13 protein-coding genes are annotated in these 17,890 nt (G+C 66.9%); all 13 read right to left on the bottom strand.

From position 1 onward, the window contains the following. Positions 1 to 85: 85 nt before the first annotated feature. Entirely contained in the window at positions 86 to 1,564 is a 1,479-nt protein-coding gene (locus ACSFBC_RS16115) for a glutamate synthase subunit beta (RefSeq protein WP_435511353.1), read from the bottom strand. Positions 1,565 to 1,602: 38 nt separating this feature from the next. Then, positions 1,603 to 6,342 (bottom strand): glutamate synthase-related protein, encoded by a 4,740-nt coding sequence (locus tag ACSFBC_RS16110; protein WP_435511352.1) that lies wholly within the window; start codon positions 6,340 to 6,342, stop codon positions 1,603 to 1,605. 197 nt (positions 6,343 to 6,539) lie between these two features. Further along, positions 6,540 to 7,235 (bottom strand): transposase, encoded by a 696-nt coding sequence (locus ACSFBC_RS16105; protein WP_435511351.1) that lies wholly within the window; start codon positions 7,233 to 7,235, stop codon positions 6,540 to 6,542. Between the two features lie 21 nt (positions 7,236 to 7,256). Beyond that, positions 7,257 to 8,129: a class I SAM-dependent methyltransferase gene (locus ACSFBC_RS16100; RefSeq protein WP_435511350.1), complete on the bottom strand. Its 873-nt coding sequence runs from the start codon at positions 8,127 to 8,129 to the stop codon at positions 7,257 to 7,259. Continuing rightward, positions 8,126 to 8,704 (bottom strand): DUF1415 domain-containing protein, encoded by a 579-nt coding sequence (locus ACSFBC_RS16095; protein WP_435511349.1) that lies wholly within the window; start codon positions 8,702 to 8,704, stop codon positions 8,126 to 8,128. The genes ACSFBC_RS16100 and ACSFBC_RS16095 overlap by 4 nt, the downstream gene beginning before the upstream one ends. After that, entirely contained in the window at positions 8,701 to 9,972 is a 1,272-nt protein-coding gene (locus tag ACSFBC_RS16090; protein WP_435511348.1) for an MFS transporter, read from the bottom strand. The genes ACSFBC_RS16095 and ACSFBC_RS16090 overlap by 4 nt, the downstream gene beginning before the upstream one ends. A 2-nt stretch (positions 9,973 to 9,974) precedes the next feature. Further along, positions 9,975 to 11,144 (bottom strand): deoxyguanosinetriphosphate triphosphohydrolase, encoded by a 1,170-nt coding sequence (locus ACSFBC_RS16085; RefSeq protein ID WP_435511347.1) that lies wholly within the window; start codon positions 11,142 to 11,144, stop codon positions 9,975 to 9,977. 15 nt (positions 11,145 to 11,159) lie between these two features. Further along, positions 11,160 to 12,269, bottom strand: a complete 1,110-nt coding sequence (gene aroB / locus ACSFBC_RS16080) for a 3-dehydroquinate synthase (RefSeq protein ID WP_435511346.1) — start codon at positions 12,267 to 12,269, stop codon at positions 11,160 to 11,162. A gap of 26 nt (positions 12,270 to 12,295) precedes the next feature. Continuing rightward, the gene (locus ACSFBC_RS16075; protein ID WP_435511345.1) at positions 12,296 to 12,847 is read right to left on the bottom strand and encodes a shikimate kinase; all 552 of its coding nucleotides are present in this window, start codon (positions 12,845 to 12,847) and stop codon (positions 12,296 to 12,298) included. Between the two features lie 76 nt (positions 12,848 to 12,923). Next, positions 12,924 to 14,357, bottom strand: a complete 1,434-nt coding sequence (locus tag ACSFBC_RS16070; protein WP_435511344.1) for an Ig-like domain-containing protein — start codon at positions 14,355 to 14,357, stop codon at positions 12,924 to 12,926. Between the two features lie 163 nt (positions 14,358 to 14,520). Further along, positions 14,521 to 16,665: a type IV pilus secretin PilQ gene (locus ACSFBC_RS16065; protein ID WP_435511343.1), complete on the bottom strand. Its 2,145-nt coding sequence runs from the start codon at positions 16,663 to 16,665 to the stop codon at positions 14,521 to 14,523. Continuing rightward, complete coding sequence (locus tag ACSFBC_RS16060) at positions 16,662 to 17,201, bottom strand: pilus assembly protein PilP (RefSeq protein ID WP_435511740.1); 540 nt, start codon at positions 17,199 to 17,201, stop codon at positions 16,662 to 16,664. Before ACSFBC_RS16060 ends, ACSFBC_RS16065 begins: the two co-directional genes overlap by 4 nt. Then, positions 17,201 to 17,878, bottom strand: coding sequence for a type IV pilus inner membrane component PilO (locus ACSFBC_RS16055; RefSeq protein ID WP_435511342.1), 678 nt, complete (start codon positions 17,876 to 17,878; stop codon positions 17,201 to 17,203). The genes ACSFBC_RS16060 and ACSFBC_RS16055 overlap by 1 nt, the downstream gene beginning before the upstream one ends. Positions 17,879 to 17,890 lie beyond the last annotated feature (12 nt).

The raw sequence follows: 17,890 nt of genomic DNA, 5'->3' as shown, positions 1-17,890 counted from the left end.
ATACCGGGGCCGCGGCAGGCCCCGTCGAATTGAAACAAAAATCAATACCGCGCGTCATGGCATTGCCCGAAGGCCTGCACGCTTCTCAGCGCGGCAGGTCGCTGAAGCCCATCAGGAACTCGTCCACCGAGCGCGCGGCCTGACGGCCCTCGCGGATCGCCCAGACCACCAGCGACTGGCCGCGGCGCATGTCGCCCGCGGCGAACACCTTGGGCACGTTGGTCGCGTAGCCGCCGGTGAAGTCGACCGATGCCTTGGCGTTGCCGCGGCCGTCCTTCTCGATGCCGAAGGCGTCCAGCACGCCGGCGACCGGGCTCACGAAGCCCATGGCCAGCAGCACCAGGTCGGCCTTGAGGATTTCCTCGCTGCCGGGCACTTCGACCATCTTGCCGTCCTGCCATTCGACGCGCACGGTCTTCAGGCCGGTGACCTTGCCCTTGGCGCCGATGAACTCCTTGGTCGAGATCGCGAACTCGCGTTCGCAGCCTTCGACGTGGCTGGAGCTGGTGCGAAGCTTGTACGGCCAGTAGGGCCAGGTCATCGGGCGGTTCTCTTCCACCGGCGGCTCGGGCATCAGCTCGAACTGCGTGACGCTGACGGCGCCATGGCGGTTGCTGGTGCCCACGCAGTCGGAGCCGGTGTCGCCGCCGCCGATCACGATGACGTGCTTGCCGTCGGCGCGCAGCTGGCCCTTGAGCTTGTCGCCGGCGTTGACCTTGTTCTGCTGCGGCAGGAACTCCATCGCGAAATGGATGCCGTCCAGATCGCGGCCCGGCACCGGCAGGTCGCGCGACTGCTCGGCGCCGCCGGTCAGCAGCACCGCATCGAACTCCTTGTCGAGCTGCTCGGGCGTGACGGTTTCCTTGGCCCAGTTGGTGACCTTGGAGCCCTTGCCCAGCGTGTCCTTGGCCGCGCCGACGATCACGCCGGTACGGAAGCTCACGCCCTCGGCCTTCATCTGCTCGACCCGGCGATCGATGTGGGTCTTCTCCATCTTGAAGTCGGGAATGCCGTAACGAAGCAGGCCGCCGACGCGGTCGTTCTTCTCGAACAGCGTCACGTCATGGCCGACGCGCGCCAGCTGCTGGGCCGCGGCCATGCCGGCCGGCCCGGCACCGACCACGGCGACCTTCTTGCCCGTCTTGTGCTTGGCCACGCGCGGCTTCACCCAGCCCTCGTCCCAGGCGCGGTCGATGATCGAATGCTCGATCGACTTGATGCCCACCGCATCGTCGTTCACGTTGAGCACGCAGGCGGCCTCGCAGGGCGCGGGGCAGATGCGGCCGGTGAACTCGGGGAAGTTGTTGGTCGAGTCGAGCACCGCGAAGGCGTTCTGCCAGTCGTCGCGGTACACCAGATCGTTGAAGTCCGGAATGATGTTGTTGACCGGACAGCCGCTGTTGCAGAACGGCGTGCCGCAGTCCATGCAGCGCGCGCCCTGGACCTTGGCCTGGTCCTTGTCGAGGCCGACGACGAATTCCTTGTAGTGCTTGAGGCGCTCTTCGACGGGCTTGTAGCCCTCTTCCACGCGCTCGTACTCCATGAAGCCGGTGATCTTTCCCATCGTGCTTTCCTTGTTTCTTGGTTCTTCGTGCGGGCGACTCAGACGGCCGCGGTCTTGCGCGCAGTGCCGGCCGCGACGGCGGCTTGCGCGTCGTTGCCGCTGGCCGCGGCCAGTGCCTTGCGATCGTGGATCTCGGCCAGCGCGCGCTTGTATTCGTTGGGGAACACCTTCACGAACTTGGTGCGCGACACGGTCCAGTCGTCCAGCAGTTCGCGGGCGCGCTTGCTGCCGGTCCAGCGGTGCTGGTCTTCCAGCAGCTTGCGCAGCTGCACCTCGTCGGTCAGGCCGTTGTGCCAGATCGACGGCTTGATGCTCGCGGTCTGCTCGGCGGTGGTCAGCACCTTCTCGAGCGAGACCATCGACAGGTTGCAGCGCGAGGCGAACTGGCCGTCCTCGTCGTAGACGAAGGCGACGCCGCCGCTCATGCCGGCCGCGAAATTGCGTCCGGTCTTGCCGAGCACGGCCACCGTGCCGCCGGTCATGTATTCGCAGCCGTGGTCGCCCGTGCCTTCGACGACCGCCGTCGCGCCCGACAGCCGCACCGCGAAGCGCTCGCCCGCCACACCGCAGAAGTAGGCTTCGCCGGTGGTCGCGCCGTACATCACGGTGTTGCCGACGATGGTGTTGCGCACCGCTTCGCCGCGGAAGTCCAGGCTCGGGCGCACCACGATGCGGCCGCCCGACAGGCCCTTGCCCGTGTAGTCGTTGGCGTCGCCGATCAGGTAGAGCGTGATGCCGCGGGCCAGGAAGGCGCCGAAGGACTGGCCGCCCGTGCCTTCGAGCTGGATGCGGATCGAATCGTCCGGCAGGCCCTCGGGGTGCACCCGCGTGAGCGCGCCCGACAGCTTGGCGCCGACGGTGCGGTTCACGTTGCGCACGATCTCGATGAACTGAACCTTCTCGCCCTTGTCGATGGCCGCGCGCGACTTCTCGATCAGCTTGGTGTCGAGGTTGTGCTCGAGGCCGTGGTCCTGGTTCTCGACATGGAAACGCGGCACGTCGTCCGGCACGTTCGGCAGCGCGAACAGGCGGCTGAAGTCGAGGCCGCTGGCCTTCCAGTGCGAGATGCCCTTCTTCATGTCGAGCAGGTCGGCGCGGCCGATCATGTCGTCGAACTTGCGGATGCCCAACTGCGCCATGATCTGGCGCACTTCCTCGGCGATGAAGAAGAAGTAGTTGACGACGTGCTCGGGCTTGCCAGAGAACTTCTTGCGCAGCACGGGGTCCTGCGTGGCCACGCCCACCGGGCAGGTGTTGAGGTGGCACTTGCGCATCATGATGCAGCCCTCGACGATCAGCGGCGCGGTCGCGAAGCCGAATTCGTCGGCGCCCAGCAGCGCGCCGATGGCGACGTCTCGGCCGGTCTTCATCTGGCCGTCGGCCTGCACGCGCACACGGCCGCGCAGGCGGTTGAGCACCAGCGTCTGCTGCGTCTCGGCCAGGCCGATCTCCCACGGCCCGCCGGCATGCTTGATCGACGACCAGGGCGACGCGCCCGTGCCGCCGTCGTGGCCGGCGATCACCAGGTGGTCGCTCTTGCACTTGGTCACGCCCGCGGCCACCGTGCCCACGCCCACCTCGCTGACCAGCTTGGTGCTGATGCTGGCGTGCGGCGCGACGTTCTTCAGGTCGTGGATCAGCTGTGCCAGATCCTCGATCGAGTAGATGTCATGGTGCGGCGGCGGCGAGATCAGGCCCACGCCCGGCACCGAGTAGCGCTGCTTGCCGATGTACTCGGTGACCTTGCCGCCTGGCAGCTGGCCGCCCTCGCCCGGCTTGGCGCCCTGGGCCATCTTGATCTGGATCTGATCGGCCGAACTCAGGTATTCGGCCGTGACGCCGAAGCGGCCCGAAGCCACCTGCTTGATCTTCGAGCGCAGCGAGTCGCCGGCCTCCAGCGCCAGGTCGACCTCGACGTTGGCCTCGCCGATCACGCTCTTGAGCGTGTCGCCCTGCTGGATCGGGATGCCCTTGAGCTCGTTGCGGTAGCGCGCCGGATCTTCGCCGCCCTCGCCGGTGTTGCTTTTGCCGCCGATGCGGTTCATGGCCACGGCCAGCGTCGAATGCGCCTCGGTCGAGATCGAGCCCAGCGACATCGCGCCGGTGGCGAAGCGCTTGACGATGTCGGCGGCCGACTCGACCTCTTCCACCGGAATGGCCTGGCTCGGATCGATCTTGAACTCGAACAGGCCGCGCAGCGTCATGTGGCGACGGCTCTGGTCGTTGATGATCTGGGCGTATTCCTTGTAGGTGCTCCAGTTGTTGGCGCGCGTGCTGTGCTGCAGCTTGGCGATCGCGTCGGGCGTCCACATGTGGTCCTCGCCGCGGGTGCGCCAGGCGTACTCGCCGCCGGCATCCAGCATGTTGGCCAGCACCGGGTCGTCGCCGAAGGCGGCCGCGTGCATGCGCAGCGCTTCCTCGGCGATCTCGAACACGCCGATGCCTTCGACGCGGCTCGCGGTGCCCGAGAAGTACTTGCCGATCGTGTCGTTGTTCAGGCCGATGGCCTCGAACAGCTGCGCGCCGCAGTAGCTCATGTAGGTGCTCACGCCCATCTTGGACATGATCTTCGACAGGCCCTTGCCGATCGCCTTCACGTAGTTGTAGATCGCCTTCTCGGCCGACAGGTCGCCCGAGAGCTCGGCGTGCAGCGAGGCCAGCGTTTCCATCGCCAGGTAGGGATGGACCGCCTCGGCGCCATAGCCCGCGAGCACGCCGAAGTGATGCACTTCGCGGGCGCTGCCGGTCTCGACCACCAGGCCGGCCGTGGTGCGCAGACCTTCCCGCACCAGGTGCTGGTGGATCGCGCTCGACGCCAGCAAGGCGGGGATCGCGACCTGCGTGGCGCTGACGCCGCGGTCGCTCACGATCAGGATGTTGCTGCCGCCCTTGATCGCGTCGACGGCTTCGGCGCACAGCGAGGCGAGCTTGGCCTCGACGCCCTCACGGCCCCAGTCGGCCGGGTAGGTGATGTCGAGCGTGGTGGAGCGGAACTTGCCCTGCGTGTGCTGCTCGATGTTGCGCAGCTTGGCCATGTCGGCGAAGTCGAGGATGGGCTGGCTCACTTCGAGCCGCATCGGCGGGTTGACCTGATTGATGTCCAGCAGGTTCGGCTTGGGGCCGATGAAGCTGTTGAGCGACATCACGATCGCTTCGCGGATCGGGTCGATCGGCGGGTTCGTCACCTGGGCGAACATCTGCCGGAAGTAGTTGTAGAGCGTCTTGTTCTTGCTCGAGAGCACAGCCAGCGGGCTGTCGTTGCCCATCGAACCGATGCCTTCCTCGCCGGCCTGCGCCATCGGGCTCAGCAGGAACTTGATGTCTTCCTGGGTGTAGCCGAAGGCCTGCTGGCGATCCAGCAGCGACACCGAGCTGACGGGCACCTCGACCGGCGGCGCATCCACGCTGTCGAGCTTGATGCGCAGGTTCTCGATCCACTGCTTGTAGGGCTTGGTGTTGACGACGTAGGCCTTGAGCTCGTCGTCGTCGATCATCCGGCCCTGCTCCAGGTCGATCAGGAACATCTTGCCGGGTTGCAGGCGCCACTTGCGCAGGATCTTGTGTTCGGGGATCGGCAGCACGCCCGATTCCGAGGCCATGATGACCAGGTCGTCGTCGGTCACGCAGTAGCGCGAAGGCCGCAGGCCGTTGCGGTCCAACGTGGCACCGATCTGGCGGCCGTCGGTGAACACGATCGAGGCCGGGCCGTCCCACGGCTCCATCATCGCGGCGTGGTATTCGTAGAACGCGCGGCGGCGCTCGTCCATCGTCGTGTGCTGCTCCCACGGCTCGGGAATCATCATCATCACGGCCTGGCTGATCGGGTAGCCGGCCATGGTCATGAGTTCGAGGCAGTTGTCGAAGGTCGCGGTGTCGGACTGGCCGGCGAAGCTGATCGGATAGAGCTTCTTCAGGTCGGCCGCCAGCACCGGCGAGGACATCACGCCCTCGCGCGCCTTCATCCAGTTGTAGTTGCCGCGCACCGTGTTGATTTCGCCGTTGTGGGCGACATAGCGGTACGGGTGGGCCAGCGGCCACTTGGGGAAGGTGTTGGTCGAGAAGCGCTGGTGCACCAGGCCGATGGCCGAGATGCAGCGCTCGTCGGACAGGTCGAGGTAGTACACGCCGACCTGGTCGGCCAGCAGCAGGCCCTTGTAGACCACCGTGCGGCTCGACATGCTTGGAACGTAGTACTCCTTGCTGTGCTTGAGCTCGAGGTTCTGGATGTTGGCGCTCGCGGTCTTGCGGATCACGTAGAGCTTGCGCTCCAGCGCGTCCTGCACGATCACGTCGCTGCCGCGGCCGATGAAGACCTGGCGCAGGATGGGCTCGGTCTTCTTGACCGCGGGAGACATCGGCATCTCGCGGTTGACCGGCACGTCGCGCCAGCCCAGCAGCACCTGGCCTTCGGCCTTGATCGCGCGCTCCATCTCCTGCTCGCAGGCCATGCGCGATGCATGCTCCTTAGGCAGGAAGATCATGCCGACGCCGTATTCACCGTAGGGCGGGAGTTCGACGCCCTGCTTGCCCATTTCCTCGCGGTACAGCGCGTCGGGGATCTGGATCAGGATGCCCGCGCCGTCGCCCATCAGCTTGTCGGCGCCGACGGCGCCGCGATGGTCGATGTTCTCGAGGATCTTGAGGGCCTGCGTCACGATGTCGTGGCGCTTTTCGCCCTTGATGTGGGCGACGAAGCCGAGGCCGCAGGCATCGTGCTCGTTGCTGGACGAATACAGCCCGTGCTGTTCCAGGTGTTGGATCTCGACATCCGTGGTCATGGGGCGCACTCCTTCAATTTATCGCGGGATCTCTCGCAGGGAACCGGAGGATATTGCGTTGCACAAATAATGCCAAGCACATTAAATGGGGTCAGATCCATATTATTTTCTGACTCTTTTGATGAGGTATTAATGGGGGACACATCAGCGCGGTGACGGAAGCACGCACAGGCGCCCCCATCGGGCCCCATTGGAAGTCAAACGGTCGGCGGATTCGGCCGGCGCCCGGCCCGCGCCTTGACCAACCGGCGCGGCGTGGCCTGCTGTAGTTGCGCCAGGAAACGCTCATCGCCCGCGGCCCAACCCTGGAGCGCGGCGTCGGTCAGCAGCGTCTGCTCGTGGGCGCTGGTGCCCTCGCGCACCCGCGCCGCATAGGCGGCTTCACGCGCGAAAGGCGTGTTGCCCAGCGCCCAGTACAGGGGATGCGGCGTCAGGAAGCGGTCGCTGCGCAGGCCCGCGTAGTGGTGATGGCTGGACCAGGCGAACATGCCTGCTTCCGCCACCAGCCCGGTGCGCACCGGGTTCAGGTCGAGGTAGACCATGCAGGGCAGCAGGTAGCGCTCGGCCTGCAGCACGGTCGCGCGGTAGCGCCCTTCCCACAGCGTGCCGCTGCGCGCATGGCGGTCGTTGAAGCTGCGCACATAGCTGCGCCCCACCGCCTGCATGAACTGCGGCAACCCTTCGGCGGTGGACGGCGTGACCAGCATGTGGAAGTGGTTGTCCATCAGCACGTAGGCGTGCAGCGCCACGCCGAAGCGCGGCGCGTGCTCGGCCCACAGCGCGATCAGCCGCTCGCGGTCGGCGGTGTCGACGACGATCGGCTGGCGGTTGTTGCCGCGCTGGATCACATGGTGCAGTTGCTGCGCCAGCGTGAGTCGGGGCAGTCGGGCCATGGCGGCGCGCGCCTTTCTCGTTCAGTCCAGCCGGAAACGCGTCTGCAGCAGGGAACTCAGGCCGAATTCGGCCAGCAGGCTGCGCAGGCGCTCGGCGGCGCTGGCCTTCGCCTGGCCGGTGCGGCGCGCGATGATCAGCTCGTTCTTCATGCTGTGCTCCCAGCCCACGAGTTCGGTCACGGTGACCTGGTAGCCCTGGGCTTCGAGGTACAGGCAGCGCAGCACGTTGGTCAGCTGGCTGCCGATCTCGCGCGTGTGCAGCGGATGGCGCCACAGCTCGGCCAGCGGCGTGCGCGACAGCGACAGCGCCTTGGTCTCGCGCAGGCAGGCCGCCACCTCGGCCTGGCAACAGGGCACCAGCACCATGAACTTCGCCCGCTTGGCCAGTCCGAAGGCGATCGCGTCGTCGGTGGCGGTGTCGCATGCATGCAACGCGGTCACGATGTCGATCTGCGCCGGCAGCTCGCTGGCATGGGTCGACTCGGCCACCGTCAGGTTCAGGAAGGCCATGCGGTCGAAGCCCAGCCGCTGCGCCAGCGCACGCGACTTCTCGATCAGTTCGCTGCGCGTCTCGATGCCGTAGACATGGCCGCCGTCGAGCGCGCTGAAGAACAGGTCGTAGATGATGAAGCCCAGATAGGACTTGCCCGCGCCGTGGTCGGCCAGCGTCGCATGGCGGCCCTGCTCCGGCAGTTCGCGCAGCAGTTTCTCGATGAACTGGAACAGGTGGTAGACCTGCTTGAGCTTGCGGCGCGAATCCTGGTTGAGACGGCCTTCGCGCGTGAGGATGTGCAGTTCCTTGAGCAGCTCGATCGACTGCCCGGGCCGCAGCGCCTCCTGCACGTCGGCCTCGGCCTTGGCGGCCTTGCCTGGCTTGTTGTCGGTGCGGCTCATCGTGCGGCTCCAGCACCGACGTCGAGCGCGGCCCAGCCGGCCGGGCCCAGCGCCTCCAGCGTCTCGATGTTGTGCTCGAAGATCACCTCGGCCTCGGGAAAGGCCTCGACCGCGCGGTCGATGCTCTCCTCGCGCAGCAGGTGCAGCGTGGGGTAAGGCGCCCGGTTGGTGGCGTTGCCGATGTCGTCCGGCTCGGTGCCGCCGAACTGGAAGCGCGGGTGGAAGCTCGCGAGCTGCAGCGTGCCGTCGAAGCCCGCACGGGCCATGCGGCGTTCGGCGCGCTCGGTGAAGTCGTTGAAATCCAGGAAGTCGGCCAAGGTATGGGGTGCCATCAGGAGGGTGGTGTCGCGTTCGGAAGCCGGCCGGTCGATCAGCGCCTGCGCCTCGGCCATCAGCGCGTCGAGCAGGCCCGCATCGTCGTCGGCGGCCAGGTGCACCGCATAGTGGATCTGGCCCTTGACGTGCACCGCCTTGGCGAACGGACAGAGGTTCAGGCCGATGACCGCGCGTTCGAGCCAGCGTCGCATGTCGGCTTCGGCCTGCGCGGCCGTGATTGTCGCAGTCGTGTCGTTCATGCATTCATCTCCTGCCTCGATGGCCCCGATGTCAGTCTGGCCGCAAACACGATGCCGGCCAATGCGCAGGCCAGCGTCACGGTCCAGGTCCATTGCCAGCCGCCCACGCGGTGCGCGAGCCAGGCCACCAGCGGCGGCGCGCAGAACTGGCCCAGGGCCGAGGCCTGCTGCATCAGGCCGACCGTGGTCGACACGGTGCCGGGCCCGGGCGCGAAGCGCACCGCGAGCACGAACAGCGTGGCCGGCACCATGCCGCCGCCGAAGGAAAAGGCGCACACTGCGGCATAGCGCAACGCGGGCGGCAGGCCGGCCGACAGCAGGCCCTCGCCGAATTGCGCGAAGGCCGCGACGCCGCCCAGCGCCATCGCGCCGTAGCCCCAGCGCAGCAGCTTTTCGGGCGGCAGGCCGCGTTGCAGCAGCCGGCCGCCCAGCAGGTTGCCGCCGATGTTCATGGCCGCGGCGCCGGCCGTGAGCACGGCGCTCCAGGCGACGGGCACGCCGGCCTCGGCGTAGATCGCGGGCAGGAAGCCGATCACCGCCATCCACTGGGCCGAGTACACGGCGAAGGCGGCAGCCAGCAACCACGGGCCTGATGCGCGCAGCGTGTCGCGCAGCCGGGCCGGCCATCGCTCCGTCACGGCCATCGACGTGGCGGCCGGTGTTTTCTTGTCGCTCGGCACGCTGGCCGCGACCCAGAACGCCGCGGCGGCCGACACGCCGGCCAGCGCCCACCACCAGGCGCCCCAACCCAGGGCCGCGATCAGCGCGGGACCCAGCAGCAACGCCGAGGCGACGCCCAGCGGCATGTAGGCGCCCCACCAGCCCAGCGCGCTCTTTTCCGCGCCGGGCGGCGCGGTCGCGCGGATCAATGCGGGGGCCGGCATCACGACCAGCAGAAAGCCCAGGCCTTCGAGCGCGCGCAGAAGCAACAGGGTCGGCACCGCATAGGCACGCGGGTACGCCGCAGTGCCGATCGCTCCGCCCATCAGGCTGGCCAGCGTGAGGATCGCCAGGCCCCAGAGCATGCTGCGGCGCAGTCCGAGGGTGCCGGCCGCCAGGCCCGCGGCCAGGCCCAGCGTCATGCCCGCCATCTGCACCAGCGAGAGCAGGAAGCCCGCCTCGACCAGGTCGATGCCGAGCGCGACCTGCAACGCCGGCACGGCCGGTGGCAGCTTGCCCAGATGCAGCGCGGCGCTGACGCCCGCCGCGACGACGGCCAGCGTGGCGGCCGGCAAGCGCGGGCGCGCGACAGGGGCGATCGCGGCCATGCTCAGGCTTGCCAGGCGCGCCCGGTCAGGCGCTCGTGCTCGCGCATCGCGAAGCGGTCGGTCATGCCGGCGATGTAGTCGGCCACGGCGCGCGCCACGTCGGGCCGGGTTGCGAACGATTCCGGCATCTCGGCCGGTCGCTCGAGGTAGGCCGTGAACAGTTCGCGCACCATCACCTTGGCCTGGCCGGTGGTCTGCATCACCTGCGGATGGCGGTACAGATTGGCGAACAGGAACTGCTTGAGGACGATCGACTGCGCGCGCATGCCGTCGCTGAAGCGCAGCAGCGCATCGGCACGCCGGGCCGCATCGGCATCGGCCGGCGCGGCAGCCTCGACGGCCGCGCGGGTGGCGTCGATCACGTCGTAGACCTGGGCGCTGAGCATGCGGCGGATGGTCTCGTAGAGCACGCGCCGCCCGCCCAGCGTCGGGTGCTCGGCCAGCGCCTCGCGCCGGTAGCGCTCGAACAGCTCGACCTCGCCCAGCTGCTCGATGCTGATCAGGCCCGAGCGCACGCCGTCGTCGATGTCGTGCGCGTTGTAGGCGATCTCGTCGGCCAGGTTGCACAGCTGCGCCTCCAGGCTGGGCTGGGTGCGGTCGAGGAAGCGCCGGCCCACGCCGCCGGGCTCGCTCGCCTCGATGCGCTCGGCATTGGCGCGCGAACAGTGCTTGAGGATGCCCTCGCGCGTCTCGAAGCTCAGGTTCAGGCCGTCGTACTGCGGGTAGCGGTGCTCGAGCGTGTCGACCACGCGCAGGCTCTGCAGGTTGTGCTCAAAGCCGCCGTGGCCGGCCATGCAGTCGTCGAGTGCGTCCTGGCCCGCATGGCCGAAGGGCGTGTGGCCCAGGTCGTGCGCGAGCGCGATCGCCTCGACCAGGTCTTCGTTGAGCCGCAGCGCGCGCGCGATCGAGCGCGCGAGCTGCGCCACCTCGAGCGAATGCGTGAGACGGGTGCGGAACAGGTCGCCTTCATGGTTGAGGAAAACCTGGGTCTTGTAGACCAGCCGGCGGAAGGCGGTGGAATGGACGATGCGGTCGCGGTCGCGCTGGAAGGCATCGCGCGTGGGCGCGGGCGGCTCCGGGTGCCGGCGCCCGCGCGACGCGGCCGCATGGCTCGCATACGGGGCCAGCCGCCCTGGCGAGGCATCGGCGGAGGACGCAACGACCGGCTCCATGGGAGACGCCATTTTTCAGGCGCCGCCGCATTGCGCAAGCACGTCGCGCACCATCGCATCGGGCGCCGGACGCATCACGGCCGAGCCGGGCTTGTCGATGACCACGAAGCGGATCTCGCCGGCCTCGGATTTCTTGTCGACGCGCATCAGTTCCAGGTAGCGCTCGGCGCCGAGCCTGGGCGCGACGGTGGGCAGGCCGGCGCGCTCGACCAGCGTCGTCAGGCGCTGCACGAAGGCCGCATCGACGCCGCCCAGGCGCTGAGAGAGCTGCGCCGCCATCACCATGCCGCAGCCCACGGCCTCGCCGTGCAGCCACTCGCCATAGCCCAGGCCCGACTCGATCGCGTGGCCGAAGGTGTGGCCGAAATTGAGAATGGCGCGCAGGCCGGTCTCGCGCTCGTCCTGCCCCACCACCTCGGCCTTGATCTCGCAGCTGCGCCGCACCGCATGCGCGAGCGCCGCGGGATCGCGCGCCATCAGCGCGTCGATGTGGGCCTCGATCCAGTCGAAGAAGGCCATGTCGTAGATCGGGCCGTACTTGATGACCTCCGCCAGGCCCGCGCTCAGTTCGCGTGCCGGCAACGTGGCCAGCGTCGACAGGTCGCACAGCACCAGCTGCGGCTGGTAGAAGGCGCCGATCATGTTCTTGCCCAGCGGATGGTTGATGGCCGTCTTGCCGCCGACCGAGGAATCGACCTGCGCGAGCAGCGTGGTCGGCACCTGCACGAAGGGCACGCCGCGCATGTAGCTGGCGGCCGCGAAGCCGGTCATGTCGCCGACCACGCCGCCGCCCAAAGCGAAGAGCACGGTCTTGCGGTCGCTGCCCTGCTGCAGCAGCGCGTCGAAAATCAGATTGAGCGTGGTCCAGTCCTTGTGCGCCTCGCCGTCGGGCAGTTCGAGCACATGGATCGAACGAAAGCGCCCTGCCAGCGCCTTCTGGAGTGCTTCGGCATAGAGCGGGCTCACCGTCGTGTTGGTCACGATCAGTGCGCTCGTTGCGGCGGGCACCGCATCGAAATGGGCGGCTTCGCCGAGCAGGCCGGTGCCGATCAGGATGGGGTAGCTGCGGTCGCCGAGGCGGATGTCGACGCGTTCGGGCGAGGCGATGGATTCAGGCTGGGGCATGGCCCCAAGTTTAGGGCCTTGCCTCCTCAGGCGACGGGCTCGCCGCTGGCCGCGGGCGGCGGCGTCACGATGCCCGACAGCTCGAGCTGCATCACGATGGTGTTGACCAGCGAAGCGACCGAGGGCCGCCCGGTGTCGACGATGCTGTGCGCGGTCTCGCGGTAGAGCGGATCGCGCTGCTCATGCAATTCGCGCAGCCGCGCCAACGGATCGGCGACCTGCAGCAGCGGCCGCTTGGTGTCGTGACGCAGGCGTTTGAGCAGGTCTTCAGGCGAGGAGCGCAGGTAGATCACATGGAAATGATCGTGCAGCGCCCGGCGGTTCGCTTCGCGCAACACCGCGCCGCCGCCGGTAGCGACCACGCCCTGCGCCGAAGCGGCCAGCTCGGCCAGCACCTGCTGCTCGACATCGCGGAAGGCGGCCTCGCCTTCGCGCTCGAAGTAGTCGCGGATGGCACAGCCTAGGCGCTGTTCGATCACATGGTCGCTGTCGACGAAACGACGCCCCAGGCGCTCGCCCATGCGACGACCCACCGCGGATTTGCCCGCGCCGGGCAATCCGACGAGTGCGATGTTCATACCGATCAACTCCCGAGTCTGAATGACAAAACCGCCGGCATGCCGGCGGTTTTGATTGTGAGGCCAGGGCCGTGGGTCAGGGTTTCGGGTAGGTCACGGTCAGGCGCCGGGTCTGCGTGATGCCGTCATTGGTGAACTTGAAATCCACAAATGCGACCCCTTGATTGCCACCCGCCCCGCAGGCTTCCGGACCTGCAATCTTGGACACATCGACGCTGAAATCGACCGACGTCCGGAAAGGTGGCCTTGCCAGCTGGTCAAGAACCGGCGATCCATTCGTCAATGTAGCGGCCAGGTCGGCCGTGATCGCCTGCAACGCGATGGTGGTGTTGGCTGGCGCCGGGAAGGCCTTGGGTGTTCCCGCATACAAACTGAACGTCTTCAGCGCGCAGCTTTGAAGATTGAGCGTACTGACCACGGGTACTACCTGCTGCGAGCTGTTCAGCAAAGCAGGACCCGCGAACAGATCGATCAGGATCAGATCCGACATGACGAATTCAAGCTGCTTGCCGATGGACGTGCCGTCGCCGAGAAGCGTGGAGGCAATCACGGTGGCGAACTGTCCATCGACGGGGCGAGGGTCCTGGACCACATAGTCCACGTCGCAAGCACCGCCCAAGGTCGTGCAACCACCGCGCGACGATGAACCCACTGCACCATAGTTCGCGGTAAAGACGACCGGGACACCGTCTGCGACGGGGTTGCCATTGACGTCGACGATTCGCACCAGGATCTTCGTCGAGTCGCCTGTCTTGCGAGAGTTCAGGTTGTATTTCCCGGCACTCATGTCGAATCCCTTCGGATTCGCCAGGCCCGTGGTCACCGTCAATTGGTCAGATTGCGAAGTGATCGACTTCCCATCCACTGTGGCCCGCACCACCACGGCCGTGGCAATGGCACCCGAAGAAACCGTTGTGACAACGACGCCTTCAGAGTCGCTCGTGGCCGTCGGGACGTTCAGGGTCACCGCGTTAGCCGGTGTGACGCTGAAGGTCACAGTGGCGCCCTTGACCGGCGAGTTGTTCTTGTCGACCACGCGGAAGCGCAGGGTCGCCGACTCTGACCGCCCATTGCCGCCCGAACCCTTGATGACGATCGAACGGTCCGCCGGGTTCACATCCAGGAAGTTGAGTGCATTCGCCAGCGTCTGCGGATCCACGCCACCCGTCGGTGGCGCGCTCGAAATCGAGATGGCCTTTTGTGCAGTGACGGCCGTCCCTGCAGCGGTCGCAGCCGCGGTCAGCATCGTGGCGCCCGCGATACTGGAATCGGTCGCGCGCACTTCCACTATGGCCGTGCCGGTGTCGTCGGTCAACGCGGTCTTGGCCGCAGGCGAGAAGGTCAGCAGACCGGCGCCGGTCTCGCTGAAGGTGACGATCGCACCCTTCACGACCGCACCCTTGGCATCCTTGAGCACAGCCTTCACTTGAGCGATCTCGATGCTGGAGATGGAAGTCGTGGACGCGCCACCGCCGCCCAGCACATCAAGCGTCAGCGTGCTCTGCGCCACGGGCGTCTCAGGCGTGGGCGTGCCGCCACCGCCGCCAGATCCCGAACCGCTGGGCACCGTCGGACTACCCCCTCCCCCGCCACAGGCGGCCAGCGTTGCCGCCATGAGGATCCCCAGCAGTATCTTTTTGCAAGTCATTCATCGTCCTTAAGAGAAAGCGGTCTCAGCGCGCTGCATTGCGGTCAGTGATCATCTTTGGCGTGATGAAAACCAACATTTCCGTTTTATTGAATGTGCGTTCCCGCGTGCGGAAGAGCGTGCCCAGATAAGGCAGTTCACCCAACAGCGGGATGCGCGACTCGTTGTTGCTCTCGGTCATCTCGAAGATGCCGCCGATGACCACCGTGCCACCGTTCTCCACCAGCACTTCGGTCTGCACGTGCTTGGTGTTGATCGCGAAGCCGGCCGTCGTGGCCTGGCCGACCGTGTCCTTGTTGACGTCCAGGGTCAGAATGATGTTGCCCTCGGGCGTGATCTGCGGCGTGACTTCGAGCTTGAGGTTGGCCTTGCGGAACGCGATCGACGTGGCACCACTCGAGGTCGCCACTTGGTAGGGCAGCTCGGTGCCCTGCTCGATCAGGGCCTTGGTCTGGTCGGCGGTCACCACGCGTGGGCTCGAGACCACCTTGCCCTTACCGTCGGCCTCCAGCGCCGAGATCTCCAGGTTCAACAGCCGCGAAAAGCTCGAGTTGAACAGCGACACGGCAAAGGTGCCCGCCGCATTGCCGTTGCCGGCCACCCCTGTGGACGGCAGGTTGACGAAGTTTGCGTTGGTGAAGGTCGTGGTCGCGCTGGGCTGATTGGTGAAGCCGCCGTTGACGACCGGATTCGAGGTCACCACCGGCATCGCGCCGACCGTGCTGCGCGTGTTGATCACGCCGCCGCCCAATCGCACGCCCAGCGACTTGCCGAAGGTGTCCGAGGCCTCGACGATGCGCGCCTCGATCAGCACCTGCCGCACCGGGATGTCCAGCTTCTGGATCAGTTCGGCCACGCGCGCAAGCCGCGACGGCACGTCGGAAACGAAGATCTGGTTGGTGCGTGACTCCGCGATCACGCTGCCGCGTGCACTCAAAAGGCGCGAGGTGGTGCCGCCACCGCCGCCGCCGCCGCCCGCCGAGGCACCGGTGCCGGTCAGGCCTTCGGCAATGACCAGCGCCTTGGTGTAGTTGAGCTGGAACGACTGGGTGCGCAGGGGCTCGAGGGTTTCGATGGCCGCCTTGGCCTCGAATTCCATCTTTTCCTTGGCGTTGATCTCGTCCTTGGGCGCGATCCACAGCACGCTGCCGTTCTTGCGCATGCCCAGGTTCTTGGCCTGCATGATGATGTCGAGCGCCTGGTCCCAGGGGACATCCTTGAGCCGCAGCGTGAGCGCGCCGGTGACCGAATCCGAGGTGACGATGTTGAAGTTGGTGAAGTCGGCGATCACCTGCAGCAGTGAACGGATCTCGATGTTCTGGAAATTCAGCGACAGCTTCTCGCCGCTGTAGCCCACACCCTGCGTGAGCTTGGTCGGGTCGACCTTGCGGGGGCGCACCTCGACCACGAACTGGTTCTCGCTCTGGTAGGCGCTGTGCTCCCAGTCACCGCTGGGCTCGATCGTCATGCGCACGCGGTCGCCGACCTGCTGCGTGGTGATCAACTGCACGGGGGTACCGAAATCCGCCACGTCGAGCCGGCGGCGCAGGCCTTCGGGCAGCGTCGACTTGGTGAACTCGACCACCAGATTCTTGCCCTGCTGGCGGATGTCGACGCCCACCTGGTTGTTGGCCAGATCGACGATCACCCGGCCGGTGCGATCGGACGCCAGGCGGAAATCGACATCGCGCAGCGGCAGGGTGTCGCGGTTGCGGTTCTCCGCGAACGATGCCGAACTGGAGGTCGAGGTCGCCAAGGCGGCGCCGGCCACGGGCTCCAGGGACACGAGCAGCGACTTGCCCTGCACTTCGGTCCGGTAGGCCGTCGCCTGTTTGAGATTCAAGACCAGCCGCGTGCGCTCGCCCGCCTGGACCACGTTGATCGAACGCAGGTTGCCCTGGTTCACCTCGACGGCGGAGCGGCCGATACCGTTGGTCACGCCCGGAAAATCGAGCGCTATGCGCGCCGGCGTCTGGATCGCGAAACCTGCAGGCGCCGCGGCGAGGGGCTGAGTCAGGTCGATGCGGATCACTTCGGCACCCGACTGCATCGACGTGGTCACCGACTCGATCGCGTTCTGGGCATGCGCCGCGACCACGGCGCTCAGTGTGGCAAGGGAGAGGCCCGCGGCGCGAAGCCACCGTGCCATCGTTGATTTCTGCTGACTCATTTCGACCTCTCTTGCAATTCCAACGTCGCCACGCGTTCGATCCACTCACCGGCGGCGTCCTGCACGATTTCCCGCAAGGCCAGTTCGGTTTCACCGATACGGGTGACACGCCCGTAATTCAGTCCCAGGTAGTTGCCCACGCGCACCTGGTACAGCAGCTTGTCGACCATCACCAGCGCCACCGGCTTGCCGCCGCGGTTCATGCTGCCGACCATGGCCATCGCGTCCAGCGGCATGGCTTCGAGCGCTTCCTTGCGCCGCGCCAGTTCCGGCCCGATCAGGCCCGAGCTGCTGGGCTGTGCGGAATCGCGCCGCAACGCCTGCGTGAGCTTCTGGCTGTTGAAGGGGTCGAGGGTGGCGCCCTCGGTGTAGGCCTGCGGCGTGAATTTCTTCGGCTCGCTGATCGGCGGGACCGCCGGCCGCACCTTCGTCCGCTCCTCGACCATCCATTGCTGCAGATCGTCCTGCTCCGAGCCCCAGCAACCGCTCAGCAGCAGCGCCGCGGCGCACAGTCCCAGGGCTTTCAGGCGGGTCATCATTGCTTCTTCGCTCCCGCGGCAGCGGCACGGCGCTGGCTGGCCTGTTCCTCATCGTCGAGGTAACGGTAGGTGCGCGCCGTGGCGTCCATCGTCAGGGCGCCGTCTTTCTGCGGCGCGATCGACAGGTCGTTGAGCGTCACGATGCGCGAGAGGTTGGCCACGTCGGCCACGAAGGCGCCCATGTCGTCGTAGCGACCGGTCACGCGCAGCGCGATCGGCAGTTCGGCGTAGTAGTCCTTGACCGCCACCTGGCCCGGGCGGAACAGCTCGAACTGCAGGCTTCGGCCCAGGCCCGCCTGGTTGATGTCGGAGAGCAATGCATCCATTTCGGCCTTGCTGGGCAACTGCTTCTCGAGCAGGGTCACGTACTGCTGCACCTGTTCGCGCTGCTTCTTCAGCAGATCGAGGTTGGCGGCCTGCGCGACCTTCTTCTGGTAGTCCGCCTTGAGCGTGACTTCGGTGGCGCGCTCGGTTTCCAGCTCGTCGTTGGAGTTGGTCAGCCAGACGAACCACAGCGCCACCAGCACCAGCGCGGTCACGGCGGCGCAGAGGGCATAGCGCGGCACGGCCGGCCAGACGGAAGGATCGTTCGGGTTCAGGCCACGGAACTGGTCGCCGAAGCGTCGCAGGGATGCGGCGACGTCGACGTTGGAGGCGAATCGTTTGCTTGCCATATCGGACCCTGC

The sequence above is a fragment of the Variovorax frigidus genome (genome assembly GCF_051216515.1).
GTDB lineage: Bacteria > Pseudomonadota > Gammaproteobacteria > Burkholderiales > Burkholderiaceae_C > Variovorax.
Note: the sequence above shows the minus strand (reverse complement) of the source record. Positions and strands in the feature narration are given on the sequence as shown.

Coding starts and splice junctions, on each gene's coding strand:
- ACSFBC_RS16090 (WP_435511348.1), bottom strand. CDS start 9,972: ATGGCCGCGATCGCCCCTGTCGCGCGCCCGCGCTTGCCGGCCGCCACG.
- ACSFBC_RS16065 (WP_435511343.1), bottom strand. CDS start 16,665: ATGAGTCAGCAGAAATCAACGATGGCACGGTGGCTTCGCGCCGCGGGC.
- ACSFBC_RS16115 (WP_435511353.1), bottom strand. CDS start 1,564: ATGGGAAAGATCACCGGCTTCATGGAGTACGAGCGCGTGGAAGAGGGC.
- ACSFBC_RS16105 (WP_435511351.1), bottom strand. CDS start 7,235: ATGGCCCGACTGCCCCGACTCACGCTGGCGCAGCAACTGCACCATGTG.
- ACSFBC_RS16110 (WP_435511352.1), bottom strand. CDS start 6,342: ATGACCACGGATGTCGAGATCCAACACCTGGAACAGCACGGGCTGTAT.
- ACSFBC_RS16095 (WP_435511349.1), bottom strand. CDS start 8,704: ATGAACGACACGACTGCGACAATCACGGCCGCGCAGGCCGAAGCCGAC.
- ACSFBC_RS16055 (WP_435511342.1), bottom strand. CDS start 17,878: ATGGCAAGCAAACGATTCGCCTCCAACGTCGACGTCGCCGCATCCCTG.
- ACSFBC_RS16085 (WP_435511347.1), bottom strand. CDS start 11,144: ATGGAGCCGGTCGTTGCGTCCTCCGCCGATGCCTCGCCAGGGCGGCTG.
- aroB (WP_435511346.1), bottom strand. CDS start 12,269: ATGCCCCAGCCTGAATCCATCGCCTCGCCCGAACGCGTCGACATCCGC.
- ACSFBC_RS16060 (WP_435511740.1), bottom strand. CDS start 17,201: ATGACCCGCCTGAAAGCCCTGGGACTGTGCGCCGCGGCGCTGCTGCTG.
- ACSFBC_RS16100 (WP_435511350.1), bottom strand. CDS start 8,129: ATGAGCCGCACCGACAACAAGCCAGGCAAGGCCGCCAAGGCCGAGGCC.
- ACSFBC_RS16075 (WP_435511345.1), bottom strand. CDS start 12,847: ATGAACATCGCACTCGTCGGATTGCCCGGCGCGGGCAAATCCGCGGTG.